Source organism: Moheibacter lacus (assembly GCF_014042165.1).
GTDB lineage: Bacteria > Bacteroidota > Bacteroidia > Flavobacteriales > Weeksellaceae > Moheibacter > Moheibacter lacus.
The window spans coordinates 337,291-363,276 of the sequence record NZ_JACDZE010000004.1 but is presented as its reverse complement, the minus strand read 5'-3'; the positions used below and the strand labels follow the sequence as shown (position 1 = coordinate 363,276).

Here is a 25,986-nt window from a genome sequence, read left to right as displayed (position 1 = left end):
TCAGTTCATAAAACAATTTTGGCCTAAATTCTTTTCGTCCTTGCATGTACTAATTTACATAAAAATTATCACTCAAACAATTGATTTGAAGTGTTTTATATCAATTTTCAATCAATTTATTTGTGGGTTTTAATTCTTTGCCTATTTTTGATCAGGAGTTGTGCAACAGGGACATCGTGTATGTGCAAGAGCGGGGCTAAAGTGCTAAATTCAAGGTTTGTACTTCTATCTCCGCCAAAAACGAATTTTATTCGTTTTTTATTTTTAAATTTAACTCACAAAAATTCGTTTTGGCTCGCCTCGGTGCAAAATCGAAACTTTCGGCTTCGATTTCCCCGCCTTCGGCAATACCCAAAACGTTACCGGCAAGTGTAAAACGACACCTCAAAGATATAAGAACGAACAAAAAGAATATGAAGAAATATACCTGTCCAATGCACTTACAAGTGATTAAGGACGAACCGGGAAAATGTCCGCTTTGCGGAATGGATTTAGTGCCTATGGGTGGAGCAAAAAAAGAAACGCATAGTCATCACGGACACCAACACCATCATGGCAACAAAGAACATTCGCATCATAGCGAAGACCATAGCCAACATTCGGAAAGCGGTTATGACAAGCACGAAGGGCATCATACCAATGATTTCCTCAAACGTTTTTGGGTAAGTTTAATCATTACCGTTCCCATTTTGCTGTTATCGCAAATGATACAGGAATGGTTTGGTTTTAGCATTTCCTTTCCGGGAGACAAATATGTTCTATTGGCGTTGGGAACCTTCATATACATCTATGGCGGAATGCCTTTCTTGAAAGGAATGGTAGGCGAAATAAAAGCAAAAGCTATTGGAATGATGACCTTGGTAGCCATCGCCATTTCGGTCGCTTATATCTATTCTGTTGCGGTTACGTTTGGGCTTAAAGGAATGGATTTCTATTGGGAATTGGCAACCCTTATCGTGATAATGCTTTTAGGCCATTGGTTAGAGATGCGTTCTACAATGGCGGCTTCAAAAGCCTTACAGTCATTAGTGGCATTGTTACCCAATGATGTTACTGTTGAACGGCACGGAGAAGCCATAAAAATAAAACTCGAAGAACTGAAAAATGGGGAAACCATAATCATCAAACCGGGCGAAAAAATTCCTGCAGATGGATTAGTAATTGATGGCGTTTCGTATGTGAACGAAAGTATGCTCACTGGCGAAAGTGTTCCCGTAAAAAAAGAAGCGGACGAAAAAGTGATTGCAGGTTCTATCAATGGCGAAGGGGCTTTACGAGTTACGGCAACTGGAGTGGGCAAAGACAGCTACCTTAATAAGGTAATCAATTTGGTTCAAGATGCACAAGCAGCAAAGTCGAATACACAAAACCTTGCTGACAAAGTAGCCAAATGGCTTACCTATATTGCCATTGCCGTAGGTGTAATCACTTTTATTTATTGGTTTAGCAGTAGCGGAGATATTGCTTTTGCATTGGAAAGAATGGTAACAGTAATGGTTACGGCTTGTCCGCATGCTTTGGGTGTGGCTATTCCATTGGTGGTTGCCATTTCTACAACGCTTTCAGCTACCAACGGTTTACTCATTCGAAATCGCACCGCTTTTGAAACCACAAGAAAATTATCCACCATTATTTTCGATAAAACAGGAACGCTTACCAAAGGCTCTCACGCAGTGGAAAAGATTATTCCATTAACCGACAAATATTCTGCCAATGATATGATACAATATGCAGCAGCCGTTCAGCAATATTCCGAACATCATATCGCAAAAGGAATTTTAAAAACATTGAAAGAAAGAAACCTTGAATTGTGGAAGTCGGAAAACTTCAGTTATATGGCAGGTATTGGTGTAAAAGCAGTTGTAAAAGGAAAGGAAGTTGTAGCGGCTGGACCTAATTATTTCAAGCAGAACAACCTTACAGAACCTGAAACTCCAAAAGAAATCAATCAAAATATTGAAACGGTAAATTATGTTTTTATTGACGGAGAAGTTGTTGGTATTATCACCCTGGCAGACAGTATCCGTGAAGGTTCACGAGAAGCTATTGACGATTTGAGAAAAATGAACATCAAATCCATTTTGCTTACAGGTGATAATGAAAAAATTGCAAAAGCAGTTTCAGAGCAATTAGGAATGGACGATTATATTGCCAACGTATTGCCTCACGAAAAGCAGGAAAAAGTAAAGGAATATCAAGCAAAAGGTGAAGTAGTAGCAATGACAGGCGATGGTGTGAATGATGCACCCGCATTGGCACAAGCTGATGTTGGTATTGCAGTAGGTTCAGGAACAGATGTAGCAGCCGAAACAGCCGACATTATTTTGGTAAACAGCGACCCAAGAGATGTAGTAAAAATGATTGATTTTGGTAAACGGACATATAAAAAGATGATTCAAAATCTTCTCTGGGCAGTTGGTTACAACGTGATTGCTATTCCACTTGCAGCAGGTGTGCTTTATCCGCATTTTATGCTAAGTCCTGCTATGGGGGCAGTTTTAATGAGTGTTAGTACGATTGTAGTTGCCATCAATGCAAGCTTTTTAAAAATTAATAAATGACAAGACGGACAGAACACCAGCCGGTAACAAGGTATTGCCAAAAGCGGGGCTGAACGGCTTCGATTTAACATTTGTGCAAGGTTCAACAGCAGTAATTCTATTGAACTTTTGTGCTAAAAATTCCCGCCTTCGGCAATACCCAAACCGTTGTGCACACATTTGACAAAAAACCGAATGACAGATATTTACGACTATATTCACGAGTATTTTAATAATCAAAAAAGATATTCTTTTCCATATGATAGAAAAACATTAAAAGATTTGACAGATTCAAATGGACTTTACGTCCTCTTTGAAAATGGAGAAAAGTATAATGGATTGGACAGAATTGTTAGAATTGGAAGTCACGATGGAAACGATAGGTTAATTAAACGATTAGGAAATCATTTTAACTCAAAATTGCACAGAGGTAGCGTTTTCAGAAAACATATTGGAAGATGCTTTTTAAATATCGCAGAAGATAATTATCTCGAACATTGGAATAGACCATTTAAATCAAGAGCAGAGAAAGAGATTCACGGAAAATATGTGGATTTGGAATATGAAAAAAAGTACGAGGACAAAGTTACGGAGCATATTCACAAGAATTTATCATTTGCTATAATTCCAAAAGTATATGACCGAGAAAAACGTGACCGAATTGAAAAAGGACTAATTTCATCCTTAAATCAATCTGACAAAAAAATCTGTTCTGTAAATTGGCTTGGAAATTATCATCCTGATAAAAGAATTAGAAATGCAAAAATCTGGAATATTGAATATTTAAAACACCAACCTCTAGATTTGAAAGAGTTTAAAGAATTAATTGAAAAATAAAAACAGTGTACAACAATGGTAGCTGTTGCACAACTCCATTTTTTTGATAAAATTCACAAAAAACCAAGAAAATCTGACCGATTTTAAAGCTCTCTAAGCGCAGCAAAATTCAAATTGATTTAGAATTCCCTCCATTTTTGACTATCTTAAATCCAAGCTTTTTCCCTTCTCAAAACAGCTTCAAGCAATTGCCACAATCTTCCCTTTGGGAAGGTTCAGGATTTGGGCTTGGGTTTTTACTTTTTTCACCGTGAACTTCAGAAGTTTCTTCAGATAAAACAAACGGATATCTAGACAATTACCGCAATATTGAAGCAAAGCCCGATCGCTGTTCAAATTGTTCAAATAACCCACCAATAAAATCTTGTAAAAAACCACCGGATCCAAACTCTGCTGGCCTTCGCTACCGTAATACTTTTTAGTCGAATCGTACAGAAATTGAAAATCCAATTCCTCCCCGATTTTCCTATAAATATTATCGGCCGGTACCAGTCTTTCCAAACTCAGTTCATAAAACAATTTTGGCCTAAATTCTTTTCGTCCTTGCATGTACTAATTTACATAAAAATTATCACTTAAATAATTGATTATCAATTTTTATATTAATTTTCAATCAATTTATTTGCGGATTTTAATTCTTTGGCTATTTTTGATCAGGAGTTGTGCAACAGGGACAATGGCTATAAGTAATTGCTTGTTCTCGCCTACTTCTGAAAATCCTCTCGGATTTTCAGTTTGGTGTGTACTTGCAAAGTTAAGTTCTAAACCACGCAACTACTCATAGCCGAGACCGTTAGCAGCAACTCTCACACAACCCAATAAAACAATAACAGACATACAATGAAATTAAGCATACTTCTATTTTTAACCATACTTACCACGTTGAATTCGTGTAATGGACAAAACACTTCGCAAAAGGTTAAAATAGAAAACGTTGTAAAAGGAGATTCAGTAACAGAACTTGGGAAAAGTATAATGGTTGTTTACCAAGACAAGAAAAATGTTTATTGGTTTGGAAGTTGGGAAACAGGAGTTTATAGATATGATGAAAAGAAATTGATTAATTACACAACAAAGCACGGTTTGCCAAACAATAGAGTTGATGAAATACAACAAGATGAATCTGGCAATATATACTTCGCCAGCTTTTATCCAAAGCCGACCATTGTTAAGTTTGACGGAAACACATTTACAACATTAACTCCAATTCCCAGCAATGATTGGCAACTTACATCCACAGATTTATGGTTTAAACATACCTACGATTTAGAAAATTACGTTTATCGGTATGACGGCACAACTTTACATAAATTGCAGTTGCCTGAGCCACCAAATCTGCCCAATCCTTTTGGAGTCTACAGTATTTATAAAGACATAAAAGGCAATATTTGGTTTGGCACAAACCCTGTTGGTGTTTGCCGATATGATGGAAAATCGTTTGATTGGATAACCGAAGAAGATGTGACCGAATTTCGTAACGAAGGAGCAAACGGAGTGCGTTCTATTACGGAAGATAAAAATGGTGACTTTTGGTTCAATACCGAAAACCGTTATAGTATTTACGACAGCTTAACATTAAAAAGCAATTTGTTTTATACAAGACACGAAAGCATAGGTAGTTTGGATGGAAAAAATACCAGTGGTCTAAATGAGTATCTATCAACAGTAAGAGACAACGAGAATAATTTATGGTTTGTAACTTATCGAAGTGGCGTTTGGAAATACGATGGAACGAAAATTACTCATTATGCCGTTCAAGATAACTCACAAGACATTACGCTATTTAGCATTTACAAAGACAACAATGGTAACCTTTGGCTTGGAACACACGAAAACGGAGCATATAAATTTAACGGACAAACATTTGAGAGATTTAAACCATAACAAAAAAAGAGCAGCTGCTAACATCGATAGCCGTTGCACAACTCCATTTTTTTGATAAAATTCACAAAAAACCAAGAAAATCTGACCGATTTTAAAGCGCTCTAAGCGCAGCAAAATTCAAATAGATTTAGAATTCCCTCCATTTTTGACTATCTTAAATCCAAGCTTTTTCCCTTCTCAAAACAGCTTCAAGCAATTGCCCCAATCTTCCCTTTGGGAAGGTTCAGGATTTGGGCTTGGGTTTTTACTTTTTTCACCTTGAACTTCAGAAGTTTCTTCAGATAAAACAAACGGATATCCAGACAATTACCGCAATATTGGAGCAAAGCCCGATCACTGTTCAAATTGTTCAAATAACCCACCAATAAAATCTTGTAAAAAACCACAGGATCCAAACTCTGCTGGCCTTCGCTACCGTAATAATTTTTAGTCGAATCGTACAGAAATTGAAAATCCAATTCCTCCCCGATTTTCCTGTAAATATTATCGGCCGGTACCAGTCTTTCCAAACTCAGTTCATAAAACAATTTTGGCCTAAATTCTTTTCGTCCTTGCATGTACTAATTTACATAATAATTATCACTCAAAAAATTGATTTGAAGTGTTTTATATCAATTTTCAATCAATTTATTTGTGGGTTTCAATTCTTTGCCTATTTTTGATCAGGAGTTGTGCAACAGGGACACGGGTTTTGCGTCAGGCGGGTTGACGTGCAAACTTGGAGCTTTGTGCTTCTATTCAAGTTCAGTGCAGGTTGACAGTTTTGTGCTCCGAAACCCGCCCGAACGCAAAGCCCGAAAACGTTGTACGCAATTTTTACACATAAATAATCAAAATGAGCAATATTTATCGAGAATATTTTGAAACGCTAAAAAATTATTTGTTAATTCTTAAAATAGATGCAAACAAAGAAATTTGTGGATGTAATGATGATGAAATAAAAAAATTAGAATCAGAAAAAGGTAAGATTCCATTAGCTTATGAAGAATACTTAAGAAGCATTGGAAAGAAATTTTTATTTCAGTTTATGGATGCTGAAAATATGGCTTTCGAAGATTTAGAGTACATCAATGAGTTTGCAGATGAGGTCTTTACTAATAACTCTCAAAAATTCGAAAAATCAATATTTGTCATCTCAGAACGTAGAAATGATTATATTTCTTTAATATATGCTGATGAAGAAAATCCTAAAGTATGGATTATGAGTGAATATTGGGATGAAGAAAATGGAGAGAATTTATCTCTAAGAACAAGTTCTTTGACGGATTTAATGAATGTTTTTTTTGAACAAACTTTACGTAATCATCCTTTTAGTTTCCATTTTGTATCAGAAGAAGTGGTTGACACAAAAAAGCACATAAAAGATTTATATACAGATTGGTTCAACAATATTTTAAAAGTAAAACAATACATTGAAGATACTAAATATTCTACACACGAAAACTCCTTAATTGTCCACTTAAATTATATTTTATTGGATTATTATGAATTAAACAGATCGGAAATCAATAAAATTCTAAATCCTGAACAATATATTCCTAATCAAACTGAATCAATAGATAACGAAACCACAAAAAAAGACAACATAATTCAGCGAGTTTTAAAAATGTTTAAATAAAACTGCGTACAACAAGGGTAGCCGTTGCACAACTCCATTTTTTTGATAAAATTCACAAAAAACCAAGAAAATCTGACCGATTTTAAAGCGCTCTAAGCGCAGCAAAATTCAAATTGATTTAGAATTCCCTCCATTTTTGACTATCTTAAATTCAAGCTTTTTCCCTTCTCAAAACAGCTTCAAGCAATTGCCCCAATCTTCCCTTTTGGAAGGTTCAGGATTTGGGCTTGGGTTTTTACTTTTTTCACCGTGAACTTCAGAAGTTTCTTCAGATAAAACAAACGGATATCCAGACAATTACCGCAATATTGAAGCAAAGCCCGATCGCTGTTCAAATTGTTCAAATAACCCACCAATAAAATCTTGTAAAAAACCACCGGATCCAAACTCTGCTGGCCTTCGCTACCGTAATACTTTTTAGTCGAATCGTACAGAAAGTGAAAATCCAATTCCTCCCCGATTTTCCTGTAAATATTATCGGCCGGTACCAGTCTTTCCAAACTCAGTTCATAAAACAATTTTGGCCTAAATGTTTTTCGTCCTTGCATGTACTAATTTACATAAAAATCATCACTCAAACAATTGATTTGAAGTGTTTTATATCAATTTTCAATCAATTAATTTGTGGGTTTTAATTCTTTGCCTATTTTTGATCAGGAGTTGTGCAACAGGGACAAAGTATATAATCAATTGCTTGGTCTGTGCTTCCTTGGAAAATCCTAATGGATTCTCCAAGGAAGTTTTGTACTTGGCAAGGTTTAGGCAAAAACACGCAACTGCTCATATACATAAACGTTAGCTGCAATGCTAAAAACACCCAATCAGATGTTAACAGCAAAATATATTGACACAAACGAAGAGTTAGACATAACAAAAATTGATAATCCTAGACAAGTTATTGATAAAGAAAGATTGCGCTGTAAATTTTGTAATGGTCGGGTTTCAATAAAACACGGTTTATTACGGGCGAAACATTTTTTTCACATTAATGTTTGTACATCAGACTTTGAAAGACATCCAGAAAGTCCACAACATAATTTAGGAAAAGAGATAATTGCAAATCATATTAAAACAAATTGGGAAGAATATGGTTCTGCCAACATAAAATTTGAGTATATTATACCTGAGATAAAAAGAATAGCGGATATTGCTATGGTATTTCCAAGTGGTTGGGTTGTAGTCCACGAAATACAACTTGCACCAATAACAACAGAACATCTTGAAAACAGAACAAATGATTATAGAAAACTTGGAATTGACACAATTTGGTGGTTTGGTAAAAGTGCGGATACCAAAGCAAACCAAGAGTGGTCTATTGAAAGATTTGGATTCTCCTTATCTATTGACTACTCGATACTTGATGCCGAAGTTAAGAGTTTACAAAAAAGTAAGACGCTTTGACGAATTTACAGGAAGAGGATTTGATAATATTGAATGGATTCCTATTTCAAATTTCAAAATAAAGGATGGAAGTGAATACGAATATGTGCCTTGGCGCTCCACAATTTGGAACATTTCAGTTTATAGAAGTCTTGAGATTTGGAAAAAAATCCCCTCTAAAAAGGTATTTGATAGTATCGGAGACTTGAGTATATACGGACGAAGAAGTATAAATGGAAAATTAGGAAATGCAAACAACAAATATTTTGAGAAGGATAATAATGGAAATTGGACTTTTATTCAATGGAAAAACTATAAGAATGACAAATTTTTTACACCATTAACAGAGGAAGCAATTCTGAAATGCAAAGAGCGAGCAAAGAAAAAATAGCACTGCCGCTAACAATGGTAGCCATTGCAACTCTATTTCTTTGATAAAATTCACAAAAAACCAAGAAAATCTGACCGATTTTAAAGCGCTCTAAGCGCAGCAAAATTCAAATTGATTAGAATTCCCTCCATTTTTGACTATCTTAAATCCAAGCTTTTTCCCTTCTCAAAACAGCTTCAAGCAATTGACCCAATCTTCCCTTTGGGAAGGTTCAGGATTTGGGCTTGGGTTTTTACTTTTTTCACCTTGAACTTCAGAAGTTTCTTCAGATATTGGCTATCTTTGGACTACGGCGGAAAGAATCCTGCGGATTTTTCCGCAACGAAATCGAAGATTCAGCGAAGCTAAACCATAGCCAAAACCGTTGGCTGTAATCTAAAACGACATTCCCGAAAACAAAGAAAATGACCCAATCTGAACTTATAATTTTAAATTTTACAGAAATAAGAAGAAGAAGTATAAAACTTTGGAATGGACTACCTGAGAAATATTATAATTGGAAACCTGACGAAAACGCAATGAGTGCGTCAGAAATGATAAGACACGTTTTGGAGGCTGATTATGGATGGAATCTTATTATTAATCAAGGTGATATGACAAATTATAAAACACCTTGGGAAAACCGAGCATTTATTAGCCTTAATGATGAACTTGAATTTGCCGAACCTTATAGAAAAACATTTATAGAAAGTATTGAACATTTTTCGGATAAGGAATTAAACGAAATCGAAATCGTTCACCCTGGAAATGGAGACAAGAAAATCCTTGCAAAATATTTGTTACGGATTGGATATCACGAATCAGTTCACGCAGGACAATTTCTGTCGTATTTAAGAGCAATGAAAATTGATAGACCAAACATATGGGATTGAAAAAACACTACAGCCAACAACGTGTATAGCTCATTGCGGCTGAATTCCTAATCGGAATTGCTAACGCCAGTTCGCCACTAAAAGCGGCTCGTGTCATTGCAATTTTCTATCTTAGTTTCACGGCGGAAAATTCTACCGAATTTCCCGCAACGAGCCATACACAAAACCGTTATGAGCAATTAATTTGACTCTAGTTTAGCAAAACCAACGGTCTTACGATAAGTATCAGGTGATACTCCTACCTTCTTTTTAAAAAAACGACTGAAATAGAATTCATCGTCAAAACCTAAAAAAGCAGCAACTTGTTTCACTGGTTTAGAAGTTAGATAAAGTTCTCGTTTCGCCTCAATAATGATCCTATTTGAAATTAAGGATGAAGTCGTTTGATTGAGATATTTCTTGACGATACCGGCTAAAGTTTTAGGACTTACGCTTAGTTCATCTGCGTATTCTTGGGGAGAATGGAGTTTGCAATAATTACTCTCAATTGCATCGACTAAATTTTGTAAAATTTCTGTTTTTGAATCTGACGATCTGGGAGTTAATTGTTGATCAAATTGTTTCTTTTGTCTGACCGCTTCTATTAAAAACACTTTTAAAAATGCCACAAGAACTTCATGCTGAGCGATTGAGTCTTTGTCCATCTCTTTCGAAATTTGATCAATCAAATTAAGAAATAGGCTTTGCTCGTTTACAGTAAAATAGGGTAAACCATGGAAATTATTAAAAAGGAATCCCTCGGTCTCTATTTCGTTTTGATGTCTATATGTACAAAAAAAATCGGGATGAAAATTCAATAAATAGCCCTGACACTTTTCTTCAGAACGTATCATGAAAGGTTGATACGGAGCCAAACAAATCATATGATTTCCTTGCAATTCAAAACTCTGAAAATCAACGCTTAGTTCATAGCTAATTCCACATAACAAAACGATAGAATAATAATTTCTTCTTTGTAGATGATCAAACTGGCTTAGGTCGTTGAGCTCTTCTAATCTAAACGCAAGTTCTCCGTTTTGTTTGTCTATAATTATTTTAGCCATACTAAATTTATTTTTTAGCTCATTCAAATTTAAAAAAAAGGAGTGCCAAAAGCACTCCTTTCTTAAATCAAATATTTATTTTGAAGCTAGAATGTTAATTTTTTGAATTGCTGAAGCATCAAAGCCTTCCAAAATTACAGGCGCATTCTCCATCAACGCCGCTGCTACTTTCCCTGTTAAATGAGCATCTCTGCCAGCGTCATCTGCAAACGTATCGAAAATGGCATAGGTTTCATCATTGATTTTAAAAGCATACCATGATAAAGTTGCAGGCTCAGAACTTACCAATGACTTGCCCGCTTGTAAGAAATCCTCAACTTCAGATGTCTTTCCTTCTTTGGCTTTCATAATCACCAACAATCCCTTGTTCTGATTACCCGCTTTATGATTACTTGCTTGAACATCAACAGTCTGAATGTCTCTGCTAGCATCAAAACCTTCTAAAAGATCTCCAGCATTGGCCAATAAGGCTTTTGCCACTTCTCCTTTTAAGTGTGCCTGTCTGCCTTCTTCAGCTTCAAATGTGTCATAAATTCCGAAAGTTTGTTCATCTATTTGAAATGCAAACCAAGATTCAGTTTTTGGTTCTGCATTTACCAATGATAAACCACCTAGAAGAAACTCTTTCACTTCTTGCTCCTTACCTTCTTTCGCTTTCATGATTACTAATAATCCGATTTTTTCATTTTTTGTATTGTCCATATTATTACTTTTTTTAGATTGAGAACATGCTTGAATTGTTATCCCTAGCATTAGAACTAGGCTACTTAATTTAATTAAACTTTTAAATTTCATTTTGATTTATTTTTGTTACACTGCAAATGTGGAACTAAATAAGGAGCCTTGGAATGGAGATAAGAGACTTAAGCATGGACAATTTTCCAGTGACAATGAAGAATGTAAAAAAAGTTTGCAATATTAGCAAGAGTAGAAGCAAAACCGGGTAAAGAGAATGACGTATTGGAATTCCTAAAGTCAGCTTTGCCGCTTGCCGAAGGTGAGCCAGGAACAGTAAGATGGTATGCTTTACAAATTGGCCCTTCTACTTTTGGTATATTCGATACGTTCGGAACTACAGATGCAAGAGATGCTCACTTGAATGGTGAGATTGCAAAGGCTTTAATGGCCAATGCTTCTGAATTACTTGCTAAAGAACCTGTACTTGAAATGGTAGATCTACTAGCAGTAAAGTAAGCAATTTAACACAAATTTTTAATACCGTTAAATGGAGCCAGGCATTTCCCCTGCTCCATTTTTTTATATCATTTTGTGAAAGGTTGAACCATTGAAATGTAAATAGGATTGATCTTATTTGTTCAAAGAAAATTTCAATTTAGCACAAAAAAAAGAGACTGAAAACAGTCTCTTTTCTATTCTTATTTTTGAAGTTTTCTAAGTTCTTCTAAAACAGCTTCGCCAACTGCATGAGCAGATTGAGGATTTTGTCGTGTTACCACTCTTTCGTCTACGGTAACGTGAGCTTGCCATAAACCCGATTTTTCAAACTTGGCTCCGCGTTCTATTAATTTAGATTCTAATCTAAATGGAACCACTTCATCTAATTTCACAGCAGCTTCTTCTTCGTTGGTAAAAGCATTGATTTTTTTGCCATCTACCAAGTATTTTCCATTGCTGAGTTTAATGTTTACCAATCCAGCAGGACCGTGACAAACCGCACTTACGATTCCATTTTTTTCGTAGATTTTTTGTGCGATTACTGCCAATTCTTCAATATCTGCAAAATCCCACATCGTACCGTGACCTCCAGCATAAAGAATCCCAACATATTCATCAGGATTTACTTCTGAAGGCGTCATGGTGTTCTGAATTTTATTTTGATAATAATCATCTGCCAAAAATCTTTCATTAACCTTATCATCTGGAGTATTTCCATAATAGGACGGGTTTCCACCTTTTGGACTCACGAAATCTATTTCGTAACCAGCATCTACTAATATAGCCCAAGGATGTGTAACTTCACCTAAATAATAACCGGTAGATTCCCCAGTGTTTCCTAATTTGTCGTGGCTCGTAACCACGAATAATACTTTTTTGCTCATTTTGTTAGATTTTATTGTTTGTGCATTGATCATACTAATCCCTAAAAAAAGAACGCAAACCGTTAAGAAAATAATCTTGGATAAAACCTTGTTGTGATTCATTTTACTATTGATTTTTAATGATTTAATAGTGCAAAGGTACATGCAGCTCCCCACAAACAACAGGACCTACCTCACAACTTTCTTGTGACCTACATCACATTACATCGAAAGCCGACTCAAGGTTTCTCTGGAAACACCTAAATATGAAGCAATTAAAGCTTTGGGCAATCGTTGTAAAAGTGTGGGATATTGAGAAATAAATTGTTCGTAGCGTTCTTTAGCATTGCTATTCAGCAGAGACAAAATTCTTCTTTGGAGCGCGATATAACCATTATTAGACTTTTTCCTGAAAAAATGTTCCATTTTATGCATATCTGCACAGAGTTTCTCTCGGTTATAGAGAGACAAAGTAAGTACTTCGGTAGATTCTAATGCATCAATGGTAAAAGTAGCTTCCGTTTGATTAAAATACGCTTGATAATCGGTAATCCACCAATCTTCCATTGCAAATTGCATGATATGCTCTTTCCCTTCTTTATTCAGGTAAGAAGCTTTTAACAAACCATTGATCACAAAATAATCATTTTGTACGGTATCTCCTTCTTGAATTAATATCTGATGCTTTTTAATTTTTTTCAATGTAAAATGAGGCAGGATGTACTCGAACTCCTGGTCAGTTAATGGCGTAATTTTCTAAATTTGACGTCTTAAAATCTCACTCATATTTTTATCATTCTAAATTGCAAACAAAAGAATTGTTGTCTCCAAATGTAAACTATTGAATCCAAAGCAGTTTATTATTTTAATGAAACAACAAATCAATATCGCAAAAAAGTTTTCAGGATCTGACTCATTTAGCACATTTGGTTTTTGCCAACGCACAAACCATTCACAAAAAACCAAGAGCTAAACTTCCCCTTCTCTACAAATTCACAAAGACTTTTCTATCGTATCAAACTCAAAATAAAATCCGGCATTTTTTATTTTTTCATTGCTGATTTTTGAACCTTCTAAAAGCATCACTGTCATTTCGCCAAAGAGCAAACGAATGACAAAAGCAGGTGCATTGGGTAAGAAGCTTTTCTTTCCGAAAGATTTCAATAATACTTTTGAGAAATCGTTCATTGTAATTTGTTCAGTGGCAACAGCATTGAAAATTCCTTTAAGTTGAGTGTTAGAAAGAATAAAATCGTACAATCTCACTAAATCCCGAATATCTATCCACGGTAGATATTGCTTACCTGAACCTAAAGAAACATTTATTCCGAGTTTGGCTAATGGGCTTAGTTTTTTAACCGTTCCACCCTCTTTTCCAAGAATTACGCCTTTGCGTAAAATAACAGTACGAACTCCTAAATCGTTAAATTTTAAAGCAGCATTTTCCCATTTCTGACAAACAGAAGCTAAAAAATCGTTTCCGTTTTCCGAAGTTTCTGCAAATGTCTTATCCGTTGTTACGGCACCATAAAACCCAACAGCAGAGGACGAAATAAAGGTGCTGATGTTGAATTTATTTTCCGAAATATATTGATATAATAAGTTAATGGATTTTATGCGACTGTCAATAATTTCCTTCTTTCGTTGTTCTGTCCATCGTTTTTCGCCAATGTTTGCACCGGTCAGATTAATGAGAATTTCTACTCCTTCAAATGCTTTTTTGTCGATGTATTGTCGCTCAATATCCCATAGAAAAAAGCAAATATTTTCTGTTAAATTAGCACTTGGTTTTCGGGTTAAAACATGAATAGAATACCCTTTTCCCACTAAAAAATCAATGAGCTGTTTTCCAACAAAACCTGTTCCTCCTGCTATTAATATTTTTTTCATTTTTTCAACCTCTTTAAAAATTCTAGTATTTTTCAACTGCGCTTTATTGAAGGAGAAGTTCGCCCTGTTCATTAAATATAAATACCGACAATGCCCTATGCAGATGATCTTGGTACTGAGCAACCTACTTTTCCATTTCTCCGATAGACTTATCTTGTTCATTGACTAGCAAATCATCGTTTGCTTCAATCATATTTTTTTACGGTTTTGCATATTTTAATCGGTTAATCAATTGTGTGGTGTGATAGCCATCTAGCGAAGACCCCACTACAGTTCCGGCTTTTTCTATATCAAGCACACCATCTTCTTGCAAGACATCATCTGGAAAATACACATCTAAGATTTCGCCTATAATTAACAGCGTGTCATTACTTTTTATCGGTAATAGCTCCTTTAGTTCCAAGCCTATTTGTATAGACGACTCTTCAACGAAAGGTGCAATAAAATTATTCTTATAAATTGCAGTAAGACCAGTTTCGTCAAATTCAGATTGGTGGCGAGCGTAGCGTGCGGATGTTTGATGTGCTTTCTTAAAAATATTTTGATTAACGTGATTAATACTGTAATAATTCGTTTCCAGAATATTTTCCAGCGTATGTCTTTCTACCGAATTAGGGCGAGATATAAATCCCATTAATGGAAGATTTGCACCAATATGACAAACCGAGTTAAAAATTGACAAATTGGTTTGCCCTGAATTGCTTTTTGTTCCAATCAAATTAAGGCTTTTAAATCCACTTAATGAATTGACAAAAGCAGTTCTTTTTAATTTTTCCATTTGAGCTATTTGCCCATTAGTATAATGCATCATAATTATAATCTATTTTCATTTTACTGCTTCAGCATAAATTTTTAAAGCTCTATCTCTGGCAAAACGATGTTCTACTATCGGTTTTGGATATTTTTCAGTTCCAAATTCGGGTAACCATCTTTTGATGTAGTCAAAATTTTTGTCGAATTTTTCGGTTTGCAATGCAGGATTAAACACCCTGAAATAAGGTGCAGCATCGCAACCACAACCTGCTGCCCATTGCCAGTTTCCGTTGTTGGCAGACAAATCGTAATCATTCAACTTTTCAGCGAAATACGCTTCGCCCCAACGCCAATCTATCAGCAAGTGTTTGCACAAAAAACTGGCAACTATCATCCGAACCCGATTATGCATATAACCTGTTTCGTTGAGCTGTCGCATTCCAGCATCTACAATCGGATAGCCTGTATTTCCAGTACACCACAACTCAAATTCCTGCTCGTCATTCCGCCATTGTATAAAATCGTATTTCGCCTTGAAAGACTGATTAACCACCTTTGGAAAATGATACAAAATCTGCATAAAAAACTCCCGCCAAATTAATTCGCCCAACCAAGTCTGATTGTGTTGCAAAGCAAAATCCACACATTTACGAATACTTATCGTTCCAAATCTTAACGCAGTCCCCAATTGTGTTGTTTTTTGAAGTGCCGGAAAATCTCTGTATTTATCATATTCATCAATGATTTTTGCTTCTAATTTTGGTGTTTCAAAATGAAATTCTGTTTTCTTAAATCCAATATCTTTTAAAGAATGAATTTCGGTGAAATCTTGTTTCAAAAAGTGATTAAAATCTGCTTTGTGAATTTGATTATCTTTTTCGGTTAAAATCTCTTTCCATTTTTTAGCATAAGGCGTATAGACCGTATAAGACGTTCCGTCATTTTTTACAATCTCGTTTTTATCAAAAATCACCTGGTCTTTAAATGCTTTAAAGGGAATGATTTGGCTTTTGAAAAAATTATAAATTTCGATATCTCTTTCAATGGCTTGTGGTTCATAATCTCGGTTGCAAAACACTGCTTGAATGTCATATTCATGCGAAAGTTGTTGAAAAATTTCTAAAGGTTTTCCATAAAAAGAACTCAGTTTTGAATGATAATTTTTCAATGTTAAATTGATTGCTGAAAGTGCCTGATGAATATAATCTACTCGCCTATCACTTTTATTTTCTAAAGCATCTAAAATAGCTGTATCAAAAATAAAAATCGGCAATACCGGAAATCCCGAATCCAAAGCATGACACAATCCAGCATTATCTTCCAATCGCAAATCCCTACGAAACCAGAATATGGAAAGTTTAGTTTTCATTCAAATATGGATTATCGGTTTTATCGTGTTTTACCCAAATCAATTTGGATGTATCGTAGCCAATTTCTTCGGCTATTTTCAAGTACTTTGTTTTTATATCTTCGGGAATGGTTGTTGTGCGGGATAAAATCCATAGATAATCCAAATTCTTTCCGGCAATCAAAGCATATTGGTAATTTTCGTCTAAAGCCACCACATTGTAGCCCGAATAAAATGGACCGAAGAAGCTCACTTTTAAAGCGGCTATATTTTTATCTCCTCTAAATTTTGCCAATCCATCAGCTTTACTCCATTTCTTTTTCACGAAATTGTAACCGCTGTTCAAGACCATTACATTTCCTTTTTTATCTAATTTATACTGTGCGGAAGTATTGTCTAAATCCTTTTCAAAACGGAAATCAAATCGTGCAATTTCGTACCAAGCACCTAAATAGCGATTGACATCAAAATTCTCGACTGGTTTTGCATTTTTAGGAATAGATGCGCAAGAATTTAACAGTAAAATTCCGCAAGTGATAAAAGCAGTTACTATGATTGTTTTTCTTTTCATTTTATAATTTTTTTGAAAAAATAAAGCACTAATAAAAATTGAGAGTAACCATAAACTGCATCTTCAATAGGAATGGTAAACATTCGTATTCCCAAAAAATCTTTTGGATTATAATTAACAATCGGATTTTCAATAAAACTACCGGTTAATACCCCATTAACCGGAAAAAAACCAAGCATAAGAAGCATAAAAACCAAAGATGCTTTCGTAAGCCAATCTACTTTAGCAATAAAATGCAAATAGATCAATGTAAGTATCGTAACTATTGTTGTAATGAGGGTGTATATTTTGTCTGTATGCAATAAGCCGACAACCGACAAAATAATAATGCTTACAAAAACCAATAAATTATTAAAAGCACTTAAGGCTTCCCATTTGTAGTATTTATCAATGGTGTAATAGGTAAAAATGCAAGAGAACGGAATGCAAATAAAGAATAAAATTTCTTCCAAAGGCAAACCAAAAAACGAAATTCCAAGGGTATAATCTGTATTAAACCACCAAACACCTTGAGCCGTAAACCATATATCCCAAGCGATAAAAGGAATGGCTACCAAAATGGCAGCTTTTAGGAATGAACCAAATTGAAGATGGAATTGAATTCTTTTGTCAAAAGATGCTATAAAGCAAATGATGATAGTGAAAAACAATATGAGTGCGTAAGTGTAAGCCATCATGATTTAGCCGATTTAAAATACATTTTAAAATACTTCAACGGCACATATAAAAACCCAAAACATTCTCCATCTTCTTTTCCTAAATGTTTGTGATGCTGCTTGTGTGCTCTGCGAAGTGCTAAAAAATAAGCGTTTTTAGTGTGTGTGAAAAACTTTATCCGTTGATGAATAAAAATATCATGCACAAAAAAATAAGCCATTCCGTAGAGCATAATTCCCAAGCCGATAAAAAACAAATAATTATAGTTTTCTAATGACCCGAAATACATCAACGCAATAGTGGGGATTGCGAAAATCACAAAAAACCAATCGTTTTTTTCTAATTCACCATTGTTGCTATGGTCATGGTGATCTCGGTGTAAAACCCATAAAAATCCGTGCATAATATACTTATGAATAAGCCATGTAGCTCCTTCCATCAGTATAAAAACAAGTATAACAAGTACTATTTTCATTTTAATTTTTGTTGAAGAGGTTTTCTAAAACATGAAACCTATAATTAAATATTTTTTCTAATTTCTTTTTTACAAATAAAGCGTGGGCTATATTTCCTAAAACTCCGAAAGGCAATTCATAATCGACTTTATCTATCATGAACACACCTTTTTCGTTGGGTATAAATTCGTGGTGATGGTTCCATAATTTGTAAGGCCCTTTTTCCTGAAAATCCGTAAAACTCTTATTGGGAATTACCTCGGTAATTCTTGTTTTCCATTTCAAGGGAATGCCAAACAATGGTGAAACCGTGTAATCGATTATCATTCCTTCAAAAATTGTATTTGTTTTTTGTTCAGATAACACGGTAAATGCCATATTTTTTGGGGTTATTTTTGGCAAATTCATCGGTGATGAAAAAAAATCCCAAGCGGTTTGTAAATCACAATTCAATTGTTGTTCTCTGTATAATTCATGTTTCATAATTAATTACTTTAAGAGTGTTTCAATGTTTTTTTGAAGCAAATCTGAATTGATGTTTTTTTTTTTGTTTTTAAGAAAATCCCTGTCTTCTTTTAAGTTGTTGTTGAACCCCAAAAAAGAAGGTGAATTTTTCTGAACCGAAAACCGGATATAACTAATTTCAACATTTTCAGGTTCTTTACTATTGGCTAATTCAATGTTATTCTTTCCTTTCTTAAAAGTAGCAAGTTTGCTCAGTGGATTAAAAACATGATTTGCCCAACTCGTTTGATAAGCACCAAGATAGGCCAAAGCTATCACCGATTTTTCTTTAGAAAGTTCCAATTCCTCAATCATCTTTTCACACAGTTTTTTTATCCAGAACGGCTTTGCTATAACTCGACCTAACCTCGTTCAAATCTGAATTTTTAAAGGAAAAATTCATGAAAAAAATACTTAAAAGCAACATCAAGATTTTCATTACAAAAACGCTACTTTATACCTTAAATAACTTTTAAAAGCCACAAATATTTTTTGATGATTGGAAACCCGAATCCTATTATTTAATATTTCGGAGGAAGTTTTACTTTTTATTTTCTTAAACAAAGAAATGTAATACTTATACGCCAAATACACACCGAACATAGACGAATTTGGAAGTTTTTTAATGCCGATTAATGCTTCTTTAAATTCCTCTTCTATCTCTTTTTCAATTTGGTATTTAAGGTAATTATCAAACACGCACATATCTACATTCGGAAAATAAGTTCTGCCTAAAATTTGATAATCGTCTTTCAAATCTCTTAAAAAATTTATCTTCTGAAAAGCAGAACCTAATTTCATGGCATACGGTTTTAACTCGTCAAATTTCTCTTTGTTTCCTTCCGTAAAAACCTGTAAACACATCAAGCCCACTACTTCGGCAGAACCAAAAATGTATTCATTGTACAATGCTGAGTTGTAATCAATTTTTTGCAGATCCATTTCCATACTATTAAGAAATTGCTCGATAAGAACCGTATCAATTTCATATTTATGCACTGTTTCCTGAAAGGATTGTAAAATGGGATTCAATGAAATCTTTTCTTCTAAGGCGTTTTGAGTTTCAATTTTTAATCTGTTTAACAGTTTTTCTTTATCGTACTCGTGAAAACTATCTACAATTTCATCCGCCAGTCTCACATAGCCGTAAATAGCGTAAATAGCGTTGCGGATAGAAGGCTTTAATGCCAAAATACCCAAGGAAAAACTTGTGCTGTATTTTTCTGTTGTGATCTTACTTACCGAGTAAGAAAGTTCGTCGAATAGCTGTTTCATATTACTCAGTTCTTGAATTTGGTTATTTCGTTAGCTACTATTTTACCCGATATAATGGACGGTGGAACGCCAGGACCTGGAACGGTCAACTGACCGGTATAAAATAGATTATTTACTTTTTTATTTCTCATTTTCGGCTTCAAAACCGCTGTTTGATGAAGGGTGTTTGCCAAACCATACGCATTCCCGCCATAGGCATTGTAATCCTGCACAAAGTCCTTTACGCAGTAACTTCTTTGATACTCAATTTTTGAAGCCAAACCAATCATTCCAGTATGTTTTTCAATTCGAGAAAGCATTTCGGTTAAATACTTTTCCCTGTTTTTTTCATCGTCATTAATACCAATCGCCAAAGGCATCAATAAGAACAGATTTTCTTTACCTTTTGGGGCAACAATCTTATCTGTTTTAGAAGGACAACAAGCATAGAACAGTGGTTTTTCTGGCCATTTTTTTTCTCCATAAATACAATCAATATGCTCGTCTAAATCGTTTTCAAAAAATAGTGTGTGGTGTTTGAGGTTCGAAACAGTTTGATTTATACCCAAATAAAATATCAAACTTGATGGTGCAAAAGTTCTGCTTTGCCAATATTCTTCGGTGTAATTCCTTAATCCCTCCTCTAAAAGTGTTTCGGTGTGATGATAATCTGAAGAAGCGATTACGGTATCAAAAGCTATATTTTCTCCATTTATCTGCAAAGAAGATATTTTGTTATGGCTCGTATTGATTTTCTCAACCGTTTTATTAAAGTGGAAAATTGCTCCTTGTTTTTCTGCAACCTGCTGCATTGCCAATACCAATTGGTAAAATCCTCCCATCGGATAATGCGTACCCAATGCGTAGCCTCCATAATTCATCAGACTGTACAATGCTGGAATATTTTTTGGCGATGCTCCTAAAAAAATAACAGGAAATTCCATCAGCGTTCGTAACTTCTCATCTTTAAAGTAGCTGCCAACATAGGTTCTGAAATTTGTGAGCAAATTTAATTTCAATGCACTTTTCGCAATTTTGGGAGATACAAATTCTAACCAACTGTGGCTAGGTTTTGTAACGAAGTCTTTCATACCTACCTCGTATTTGTACTTTGCCGACTGCATAAATTTTTCTAATTGAACGCCTGCACCTTTTTCTATCGTTTCAAACAGCACTTTTAAGTCTTCAAAATTTTCAGGAACATTCATTTTCTCATCAGAAAAAATCATCTCAAACTGAGGATTTAAGGAAATTAAATCAAAAAAATCAGAAGTTTTATAACCGAAATCAGCAAAAAATTTATCCATAATATCAGGCATCCAATACCAGCTTGGTCCCATGTCAAAAACAAAACCTTGCGCTGTGGTAAATTGTCTGGCTCTACCACCCGGCTGATCGTGTTTTTCAAAAACATGAACTTCATGACCCGCTTTTGCCGCATAAGCAGCAGCCGACAATCCGGAAAACCCTGAACCTATTATGGCAATCTTGTTTTTCATTTTTTGAAATCTTTAAATGCTTCTTCCAATAAATTCTTCGTATCAATATTTCTATCATAAATCGGTTGATGAAAATTATCGAGCTTATTGAGTAAGCGTATCAATTCCATTTTTTCATTTTGTGATAAATTTCCGGTAACGATGGAAGTAGCTTTTCGTATTTTATCCATTTGGTTTCCCAAAGCTTGAAGACCTGTTTCAGAAATTGAAATCACTTTACTTCGCTTATCCGTTTTAGAATTCCGCTGTTCAATCCAACCTTGATTGATTAAACGATTGATAATCTGCATTCCAACCGGCTTTTCGTGTACGTTTTTTTTGATCAAATCCATTTTTGACATTTCGCCAAAAGCTTTGAGATTGATCAGGTAAGTAAAATCTTCCTGCGTAGAAAAATTCGACCCAAAAATTGCTGACTTGGAATAGCTTTTTGCATACCTATTCAAATGCACAATCAAGGTGTTAATAACGCTTTCGGCACTTCTTCCATTTTCTTTCCCTTCCCAATTCGGTTCATTAACGATAGTGTTATTGTTTGTCGAAATCCAATTTTTAAACCCTTGAACAGATGTTTCAAAATCGTTGTTATTGTTGGTTTCAATCTCAAATTCCTGAACTAAATCTATTACATCTTTTACCAAACGATAATTCATTTTAACTGATTTTAGAATACAAATGTACTATTTATTTTTAATTAAAGTACATTAATAGACTATTATTTGAAGGGTTAGTTTACTTTTGTACCAATCAATTGGTTTGTAGTATGAAGAAATTACTTTTAGGATTGTTTTTCTATTGATTTGAAATAATATTTTTGCCCAAACAACGGGTACTATAAATGGTGTTCGTGATTGCGAAAAGCATTTCCCCACAGAGCATTTTTTTAATTCAATTATAGCCAGCCGCACAAACGAAGTTCACGAACACCAGAATAAAATCCCGCACGTACGCAAAGTCACGGAACGTTAGCGGCAATGGTAGGACAACCGTACCAACGAATAACTACACGACAATGTTGACGAATAAACAGTAAAATGTTTCCATTTTTACTGACGATTTACAATTAAATCCTGCTTCCGCTTTTTTTCTAGGTTTTATACGTTTAAAAACCTCTTTTCATTAATCGGTACAAAAATTGTAAAGGGTTCAAACAAAAACCGAAAAAATGAAAAGATCCATATTCACTTTATTGCTTTTGACTGGAATCACTTTCCAATCCTGTACTGAATTACAACAAATCGCTTCGCAAATGCCAACTGACACAAGCACAGCCGGGATCGGAGGCACAACGAGCCTTCGAATTTCACAGGGTCTGAAAAAAGCACTTGAGTTTGGCGTTCAAGAAGGTGTTCAGAAATTAGGACAAAAAGACGGATATTTCGGAAACAGCATGACCAAAATTCTATTGCCACAAGAACTTCAAAAAGTTGATAAAACTTTACGTGATATCGGTTTAGGAAGTTTGGCTGATGAAGGTTTGAAGCTACTAAACCGCGCTGCGGAAGATGCCGTGACAGAAGCCGCTCCTATTTTTACCAATGCCATTACGACGATGACTTTTAATGATGCCAAAGGAATTCTTCTCGGTGGAGACAATTCGGCAACGCAATATTTACAATCCAAAACCTCTACCCAATTGTTCACCGCATTTGAACCCAAAGTCCAAAATTCATTAGGAAAAGTAGGTGCGGATAAAATTTGGAATCAAATAATCACCAAATACAATACGTTTACAGGACAAAATGTAACCACCGATTTGAATGCTTATGTTACAGAACAAGCCATCAACGGTGTTTTCAAAATGGTCGCTGAAAAAGAATCCGGAATCCGGAACAACATAGGAATGCGTACTACCCCACTTTTACAAGAAGTATTTGGATTACAGGATTGATTTTAATCAATCTCTAAAATCTCTTTGGCCAAATGGATCATCCTAGGATCACCGGTATGTTTTCCTTTTTCGTCAGAAAGTTTGACCACATTGGTCCAGGGAATATCGGGCTCGGCGATGGCAATCAATTTCAACACGATGTTCATGGGTTGAAGTCCGACATCATTGGTCAGATTGGTCCCGATTCCAAAGGAAATTCCAATTTTATCTTTGGTCGCTTCAGCTATCGATTTCACCTTTTCGAGATTCAATCCATCTGAAAAAATGATGGTTTTGTGCATGGGATCTATCCCCATTCTTTTGTAATGATCGATGGTTTTTTCTGCGAACTCAATCGGATCGCCGCTATCATGACGAACTCCATCAAAAAGTTTGGCGAGTTTTTTATTGAATTGCGTAAAAAACACTTCGGTCGTGTACGTATCAGTCAGCGCAATTCCCAAATCTCCGTGGTAAACATTCACCCAACGGTCCAAACTCACACCATTTGCTACTTTAAAACCAAATCTTGCACCATGGTACATGAACCATTCGTGCGCATGGGTTCCGATGGGTTTTACGCCAGAAGTCATGGCAAAATGGACATTACTAGTACCTACGTAACTAATTCCACCAAAGTCTTTTAAAGCATCTACGACCAATTGATGAACCGCGTAAGAATGCCTTCTTCTGGTCCCAAATTCCGCTACTTTCACGCCCATTTCTTGATAAGATTCTGCTTTTCTTTTCACGGTCTCCACTACTTTTTCATCAGCATCTCTCTCTTGATTAGTCAATTCATAATACAATTCAGAAATCAAAGATAGAATGGGAACTTCCCATAAAATCGTGCGGTACCAATAGCCATGAATTTTCACCGATACATCTGATCCATTTTGTTCAATTTGAACTTCCGCCGGATCATACCGATAACCCTGTAAAAAATCCAAATAAGCCGAATTCAGATAAGGACAAGTAAATTTCAGGTAGATTTTTTCTTCAGGAGTCAAAACCAATTGCGCCATTTCATGAATTCTTTCTTGAAGGGCTTTTCCAAAACCCTCAGGAAATTCGTGCTTTCCACGGTTGATGAATTCGTATTTGGCTTGGGTATCAGGATACAATTTCACAGCTGCATATTGCATGGTGAATTTGTAAAAATCGTTGTCTAATATGGATTTGAAACTCATTATTTGTTCGTTAATCGAAGTTAGAAATTTGCATAAAGTTCAAATATAAAATAAAAGTTCTGATTAGTTAAATTCAGGTTTAATTTCGATTCCCATAAAAAAATAAAAACCCGAAAATCCTTAAATTTTCGGGTTAAAATCAATCAATTATGAAAAAACTTAAACTTACTTATCGATCGAACTTAAAACGCGTTGCATAAAATGATTGGCTGCATCCCGTTCGCTCATTCCGTTATCCATCATGGATTTCATCTCCATGGCGCCACAGATATTGGAGATGATTTCGCCGATTGCATCTCTTTCCTCCTCTTTTACAGCAGGCGAATCTGCATAAATCTCCAATACTTCCAAAGCATTTTCCATGGCTTCATTGGAAGCTGATTTGGCTAAATTTTTATAAACCGGCAATTTCATTTGTAATCTCTTTTAAATGTTCTTCTTTTGAGGTAACGACCTGATTGACAAACTTTCCATCCTTGAAAATTGCAAATGTGGGCAAATTGTTGACTTCAGCCAGTTTTCTACTTTCCGGAAATTTTTCTGCATCTACATAAATGAATTGAATTTCAGGATAGGCTTCAGCCAAACGCTTTACTTTTGGTTTTAACAACCTACAGTTTCCACACCAAGTCGCTCCGAATTGTACCAAAACCTTTGGGTTCTGATTCAAAACTTCTTGTAAATTATCTTCTGCTATTTCTACAAACATAATTTTCGTTTTTTTTAATTCGAACTTAAATTAATTCAAATTAACATTGGTTGACAAATACTCCGCAACTCCTTCTTTGGTAGCATTCATCGCCGCTTTTCCTTCTTCCCAGTTGGCCGGACAAACTTCTCCAAATTTCTCAACATGCAAAATCGCATCCAACAAACGTACATACTCGTCGATGTTTCTTCCCAACGGCAAATCATTGATCGTTTCATGACGAACAACTCCATTTTTATCGATGATAAAAGTTCCACGATAAGCTATAGGAAGACCTTCAAAAACGATTCTATCTGTCTCATAATCATTCACATATTCGCCCGCCAAAACTCCATAATCCATCGAAATGGTTTTCGCCAAATCAGCTACTACCGGATAGGTAATTCCTTGGATTCCTCCGTTGTCCTTTGCAGTGTTCAACCATGCCAAATGCGTTTCTTCTGAGTCTGTCGAAACACCAACAACCACAGCATCTCTTTTTTCAAATTCTGCCAATTTCTCTTGAAATGCATGCAATTCAGTTGGACAAACAAATGTGAAATCCTTTGGATAAAAGAACAAAACAATGTTTTTCTCACCGATTGGCAATGTAAAATCTGAAACGATTTCTTCTCCATCCAATACTGCTGGAGCTACAAACTGTGGGGCTTTTTTTCCTACTAATGACATATTTATAAAGGTT

At 35.1% G+C, this 25,986-nt stretch carries 29 protein-coding genes and 2 pseudogenes; 9 read left to right on the top strand and 22 right to left on the bottom strand.

Annotated elements, in window-relative coordinates; translation table 11 throughout:
* Positions 1-413: 413 nt before the first annotated feature.
* Both HU137_RS12255 and HU137_RS12250 read left to right on the top strand, forming a co-directional pair.
* Complete coding sequence (locus HU137_RS12255) at positions 414-2,561, top strand: heavy metal translocating P-type ATPase (protein ID WP_182044133.1); 2,148 nt, start codon at positions 414-416, stop codon at positions 2,559-2,561.
* A gap of 174 nt (positions 2,562-2,735) precedes the next feature.
* Entirely contained in the window at positions 2,736-3,377 is a 642-nt protein-coding gene (locus tag HU137_RS12250) for a hypothetical protein (RefSeq protein ID WP_182044132.1), read from the top strand.
* 276 nt (positions 3,378-3,653) lie between these two features.
* On the opposite strand, the pseudogene HU137_RS12245 reads toward HU137_RS12250, so the two are convergent.
* Positions 3,654-3,926 (bottom strand): annotated as a pseudogene (locus HU137_RS12245) (transposase); the annotation flags it as partial.
* Between the two features lie 291 nt (positions 3,927-4,217).
* On the opposite strand from HU137_RS12245, the gene HU137_RS12240 reads away from it, so the two are divergent.
* Positions 4,218-5,261 carry a ligand-binding sensor domain-containing protein gene (locus HU137_RS12240; RefSeq protein ID WP_182044131.1) on the top strand — a complete coding sequence of 348 codons (1,044 nt, stop codon included), beginning with the start codon at positions 4,218-4,220 and terminating at the stop codon, positions 5,259-5,261.
* Between the two features lie 188 nt (positions 5,262-5,449).
* Here the strand turns inward: HU137_RS12240 and HU137_RS12235 are convergent, their stop codons facing one another.
* The gene (locus HU137_RS12235; RefSeq protein ID WP_246361559.1) at positions 5,450-5,818 is read right to left on the bottom strand and encodes a transposase; all 369 of its coding nucleotides are present in this window, start codon (positions 5,816-5,818) and stop codon (positions 5,450-5,452) included.
* 278 nt (positions 5,819-6,096) lie between these two features.
* On the opposite strand from HU137_RS12235, the gene HU137_RS12230 reads away from it, so the two are divergent.
* Entirely contained in the window at positions 6,097-6,879 is a 783-nt protein-coding gene (locus tag HU137_RS12230; RefSeq protein WP_182044130.1) for an SMI1/KNR4 family protein, read from the top strand.
* 275 nt (positions 6,880-7,154) lie between these two features.
* Here HU137_RS12230 and HU137_RS12225 read toward each other — a convergent pair.
* Positions 7,155-7,427 (bottom strand): annotated as a pseudogene (locus HU137_RS12225) (transposase); the annotation flags it as partial.
* A 277-nt stretch (positions 7,428-7,704) separates the two neighbouring features.
* Here HU137_RS12225 and HU137_RS12220 point away from each other — a divergent pair.
* From HU137_RS12220 to HU137_RS12210, 3 genes are all read left to right on the top strand, one after another.
* Positions 7,705-8,280: a competence protein CoiA gene (locus HU137_RS12220; protein ID WP_182044129.1), complete on the top strand. Its 576-nt coding sequence runs from the start codon at positions 7,705-7,707 to the stop codon at positions 8,278-8,280.
* On the top strand, positions 8,240-8,650 hold the full coding sequence (locus tag HU137_RS12215) for a hypothetical protein (protein WP_182044128.1): 411 nt from the start codon (positions 8,240-8,242) through the stop codon (positions 8,648-8,650). Before HU137_RS12220 ends, HU137_RS12215 begins: the two co-directional genes overlap by 41 nt.
* Positions 8,651-9,054: 404 nt before the next feature.
* The gene (locus HU137_RS12210) at positions 9,055-9,522 is read left to right on the top strand and encodes a DinB family protein (protein ID WP_182044127.1); all 468 of its coding nucleotides are present in this window, start codon (positions 9,055-9,057) and stop codon (positions 9,520-9,522) included.
* Between the two features lie 179 nt (positions 9,523-9,701).
* On the opposite strand, the gene HU137_RS12205 is transcribed toward HU137_RS12210, so the two are convergent.
* A complete protein-coding gene (locus HU137_RS12205; RefSeq protein ID WP_182044126.1) occupies positions 9,702-10,565 on the bottom strand; it encodes a helix-turn-helix domain-containing protein in 864 nt (287 codons plus the stop codon).
* A 75-nt stretch (positions 10,566-10,640) separates the two neighbouring features.
* Positions 10,641-11,360, bottom strand: a complete 720-nt coding sequence (locus tag HU137_RS13025; RefSeq protein ID WP_182044125.1) for a putative quinol monooxygenase — start codon at positions 11,358-11,360, stop codon at positions 10,641-10,643.
* Positions 11,361-11,480: 120 nt separating this feature from the next.
* Here HU137_RS13025 and HU137_RS12195 point away from each other — a divergent pair, with 120 nt between their 5' ends.
* On the top strand, positions 11,481-11,759 hold the full coding sequence (locus tag HU137_RS12195) for a putative quinol monooxygenase (protein WP_182044152.1): 279 nt from the start codon (positions 11,481-11,483) through the stop codon (positions 11,757-11,759).
* 182 nt (positions 11,760-11,941) lie between these two features.
* Here the strand turns inward: HU137_RS12195 and HU137_RS12190 are convergent, their stop codons facing one another.
* From HU137_RS12190 to HU137_RS12130, 13 genes are all read right to left on the bottom strand, one after another.
* On the bottom strand, positions 11,942-12,625 hold the full coding sequence (locus HU137_RS12190; RefSeq protein WP_182044124.1) for a type 1 glutamine amidotransferase domain-containing protein: 684 nt from the start codon (positions 12,623-12,625) through the stop codon (positions 11,942-11,944).
* A gap of 201 nt (positions 12,626-12,826) precedes the next feature.
* On the bottom strand, positions 12,827-13,306 hold the full coding sequence (locus HU137_RS12185; protein WP_317169924.1) for a Crp/Fnr family transcriptional regulator: 480 nt from the start codon (positions 13,304-13,306) through the stop codon (positions 12,827-12,829).
* A gap of 291 nt (positions 13,307-13,597) precedes the next feature.
* Positions 13,598-14,530 (bottom strand): TIGR01777 family oxidoreductase, encoded by a 933-nt coding sequence (locus tag HU137_RS12180; RefSeq protein ID WP_246361557.1) that lies wholly within the window; start codon positions 14,528-14,530, stop codon positions 13,598-13,600.
* Positions 14,531-14,693: 163 nt separating this feature from the next.
* Positions 14,694-15,272 (bottom strand): flavin reductase family protein, encoded by a 579-nt coding sequence (locus HU137_RS12175; RefSeq protein ID WP_246361556.1) that lies wholly within the window; start codon positions 15,270-15,272, stop codon positions 14,694-14,696.
* A gap of 48 nt (positions 15,273-15,320) precedes the next feature.
* Positions 15,321-16,616, bottom strand: coding sequence for a cryptochrome/photolyase family protein (locus tag HU137_RS12170; protein ID WP_182044123.1), 1,296 nt, complete (start codon positions 16,614-16,616; stop codon positions 15,321-15,323).
* The gene (locus HU137_RS12165; RefSeq protein ID WP_182044122.1) at positions 16,606-17,166 is read right to left on the bottom strand and encodes a lipocalin family protein; all 561 of its coding nucleotides are present in this window, start codon (positions 17,164-17,166) and stop codon (positions 16,606-16,608) included. Before HU137_RS12165 ends, HU137_RS12170 begins: the two co-directional genes overlap by 11 nt.
* The gene (locus tag HU137_RS12160) at positions 17,163-17,840 is read right to left on the bottom strand and encodes a lycopene cyclase domain-containing protein (protein WP_246361555.1); all 678 of its coding nucleotides are present in this window, start codon (positions 17,838-17,840) and stop codon (positions 17,163-17,165) included. Before HU137_RS12160 ends, HU137_RS12165 begins: the two co-directional genes overlap by 4 nt.
* On the bottom strand, positions 17,840-18,298 hold the full coding sequence (locus tag HU137_RS12155) for a sterol desaturase family protein (RefSeq protein ID WP_182044120.1): 459 nt from the start codon (positions 18,296-18,298) through the stop codon (positions 17,840-17,842). Before HU137_RS12155 ends, HU137_RS12160 begins: the two co-directional genes overlap by 1 nt.
* A gap of 1 nt (position 18,299) precedes the next feature.
* On the bottom strand, positions 18,300-18,761 hold the full coding sequence (locus HU137_RS12150) for an SRPBCC family protein (RefSeq protein ID WP_182044119.1): 462 nt from the start codon (positions 18,759-18,761) through the stop codon (positions 18,300-18,302).
* A 6-nt stretch (positions 18,762-18,767) separates the two neighbouring features.
* A complete protein-coding gene (locus HU137_RS12145; protein ID WP_246361554.1) occupies positions 18,768-19,097 on the bottom strand; it encodes a hypothetical protein in 330 nt (109 codons plus the stop codon).
* 123 nt (positions 19,098-19,220) lie between these two features.
* Positions 19,221-20,057: a phytoene/squalene synthase family protein gene (locus HU137_RS12140; RefSeq protein WP_182044118.1), complete on the bottom strand. Its 837-nt coding sequence runs from the start codon at positions 20,055-20,057 to the stop codon at positions 19,221-19,223.
* A 5-nt stretch (positions 20,058-20,062) separates the two neighbouring features.
* Entirely contained in the window at positions 20,063-21,535 is a 1,473-nt protein-coding gene (locus HU137_RS12135) for a phytoene desaturase family protein (RefSeq protein WP_182044117.1), read from the bottom strand.
* Positions 21,532-22,188, bottom strand: coding sequence for a MarR family winged helix-turn-helix transcriptional regulator (locus HU137_RS12130; protein ID WP_182044116.1), 657 nt, complete (start codon positions 22,186-22,188; stop codon positions 21,532-21,534). The genes HU137_RS12135 and HU137_RS12130 overlap by 4 nt, the downstream gene beginning before the upstream one ends.
* A 512-nt stretch (positions 22,189-22,700) precedes the next feature.
* Between HU137_RS12130 and HU137_RS12125 the strand changes: the two genes are divergently transcribed.
* The gene (locus tag HU137_RS12125) at positions 22,701-23,426 is read left to right on the top strand and encodes a DUF4197 domain-containing protein (protein ID WP_182044115.1); all 726 of its coding nucleotides are present in this window, start codon (positions 22,701-22,703) and stop codon (positions 23,424-23,426) included.
* Positions 23,427-23,428: 2 nt separating this feature from the next.
* Here the strand turns inward: HU137_RS12125 and pncB are convergent, their stop codons facing one another.
* From pncB to HU137_RS12105, 4 genes are all read right to left on the bottom strand, one after another.
* Positions 23,429-24,595 (bottom strand): nicotinate phosphoribosyltransferase, encoded by a 1,167-nt coding sequence (gene pncB / locus HU137_RS12120; protein WP_182044114.1) that lies wholly within the window; start codon positions 24,593-24,595, stop codon positions 23,429-23,431.
* Between the two features lie 165 nt (positions 24,596-24,760).
* Complete coding sequence (locus tag HU137_RS12115) at positions 24,761-25,009, bottom strand: DUF6952 family protein (RefSeq protein WP_182044113.1); 249 nt, start codon at positions 25,007-25,009, stop codon at positions 24,761-24,763.
* Positions 24,990-25,304, bottom strand: a complete 315-nt coding sequence (locus HU137_RS12110; protein ID WP_182044112.1) for a thioredoxin family protein — start codon at positions 25,302-25,304, stop codon at positions 24,990-24,992. The genes HU137_RS12115 and HU137_RS12110 overlap by 20 nt, the downstream gene beginning before the upstream one ends.
* A 30-nt stretch (positions 25,305-25,334) precedes the next feature.
* On the bottom strand, positions 25,335-25,973 hold the full coding sequence (locus HU137_RS12105) for a peroxiredoxin (RefSeq protein ID WP_182044111.1): 639 nt from the start codon (positions 25,971-25,973) through the stop codon (positions 25,335-25,337).
* Between the last annotated feature and the right edge of the window lie 13 nt (positions 25,974-25,986).

Excerpts from the sequence above, each read along its gene's own strand:
- HU137_RS12255 (WP_182044133.1), top strand. The coding sequence starts at position 414 with ATGAAGAAATATACCTGTCCAATGCACTTACAAGTGATTAAGGACGAA.
- HU137_RS12250 (WP_182044132.1), top strand. The coding sequence starts at position 2,736 with ATGACAGATATTTACGACTATATTCACGAGTATTTTAATAATCAAAAA.
- HU137_RS12240 (WP_182044131.1), top strand. The coding sequence starts at position 4,218 with ATGAAATTAAGCATACTTCTATTTTTAACCATACTTACCACGTTGAAT.
- HU137_RS12235 (WP_246361559.1), bottom strand. The coding sequence starts at position 5,818 with ATGCAAGGACGAAAAGAATTTAGGCCAAAATTGTTTTATGAACTGAGT.
- HU137_RS12230 (WP_182044130.1), top strand. The coding sequence starts at position 6,097 with ATGAGCAATATTTATCGAGAATATTTTGAAACGCTAAAAAATTATTTG.
- HU137_RS12220 (WP_182044129.1), top strand. The coding sequence starts at position 7,705 with ATGTTAACAGCAAAATATATTGACACAAACGAAGAGTTAGACATAACA.
- HU137_RS12215 (WP_182044128.1), top strand. The coding sequence starts at position 8,240 with ATGCCGAAGTTAAGAGTTTACAAAAAAGTAAGACGCTTTGACGAATTT.
- HU137_RS12210 (WP_182044127.1), top strand. The coding sequence starts at position 9,055 with ATGACCCAATCTGAACTTATAATTTTAAATTTTACAGAAATAAGAAGA.
- HU137_RS12205 (WP_182044126.1), bottom strand. The coding sequence starts at position 10,565 with ATGGCTAAAATAATTATAGACAAACAAAACGGAGAACTTGCGTTTAGA.
- HU137_RS13025 (WP_182044125.1), bottom strand. The coding sequence starts at position 11,360 with ATGAAATTTAAAAGTTTAATTAAATTAAGTAGCCTAGTTCTAATGCTA.
- HU137_RS12190 (WP_182044124.1), bottom strand. The coding sequence starts at position 12,625 with ATGAGCAAAAAAGTATTATTCGTGGTTACGAGCCACGACAAATTAGGA.
- HU137_RS12175 (WP_246361556.1), bottom strand. The coding sequence starts at position 15,272 with ATGGAAAAATTAAAAAGAACTGCTTTTGTCAATTCATTAAGTGGATTT.
- HU137_RS12170 (WP_182044123.1), bottom strand. The coding sequence starts at position 16,616 with ATGAAAACTAAACTTTCCATATTCTGGTTTCGTAGGGATTTGCGATTG.
- HU137_RS12165 (WP_182044122.1), bottom strand. The coding sequence starts at position 17,166 with ATGAAAAGAAAAACAATCATAGTAACTGCTTTTATCACTTGCGGAATT.
- HU137_RS12160 (WP_246361555.1), bottom strand. The coding sequence starts at position 17,840 with ATGGCTTACACTTACGCACTCATATTGTTTTTCACTATCATCATTTGC.
- HU137_RS12155 (WP_182044120.1), bottom strand. The coding sequence starts at position 18,298 with ATGAAAATAGTACTTGTTATACTTGTTTTTATACTGATGGAAGGAGCT.
- HU137_RS12150 (WP_182044119.1), bottom strand. The coding sequence starts at position 18,761 with ATGAAACATGAATTATACAGAGAACAACAATTGAATTGTGATTTACAA.
- HU137_RS12145 (WP_246361554.1), bottom strand. The coding sequence starts at position 19,097 with ATGATTGAGGAATTGGAACTTTCTAAAGAAAAATCGGTGATAGCTTTG.
- HU137_RS12140 (WP_182044118.1), bottom strand. The coding sequence starts at position 20,057 with ATGAAACAGCTATTCGACGAACTTTCTTACTCGGTAAGTAAGATCACA.
- HU137_RS12135 (WP_182044117.1), bottom strand. The coding sequence starts at position 21,535 with ATGAAAAACAAGATTGCCATAATAGGTTCAGGGTTTTCCGGATTGTCG.
- HU137_RS12130 (WP_182044116.1), bottom strand. The coding sequence starts at position 22,188 with ATGAATTATCGTTTGGTAAAAGATGTAATAGATTTAGTTCAGGAATTT.
- HU137_RS12125 (WP_182044115.1), top strand. The coding sequence starts at position 22,701 with ATGAAAAGATCCATATTCACTTTATTGCTTTTGACTGGAATCACTTTC.
- pncB (WP_182044114.1), bottom strand. The coding sequence starts at position 24,595 with ATGAGTTTCAAATCCATATTAGACAACGATTTTTACAAATTCACCATG.
- HU137_RS12115 (WP_182044113.1), bottom strand. The coding sequence starts at position 25,009 with ATGAAATTGCCGGTTTATAAAAATTTAGCCAAATCAGCTTCCAATGAA.
- HU137_RS12110 (WP_182044112.1), bottom strand. The coding sequence starts at position 25,304 with ATGTTTGTAGAAATAGCAGAAGATAATTTACAAGAAGTTTTGAATCAG.
- HU137_RS12105 (WP_182044111.1), bottom strand. The coding sequence starts at position 25,973 with ATGTCATTAGTAGGAAAAAAAGCCCCACAGTTTGTAGCTCCAGCAGTA.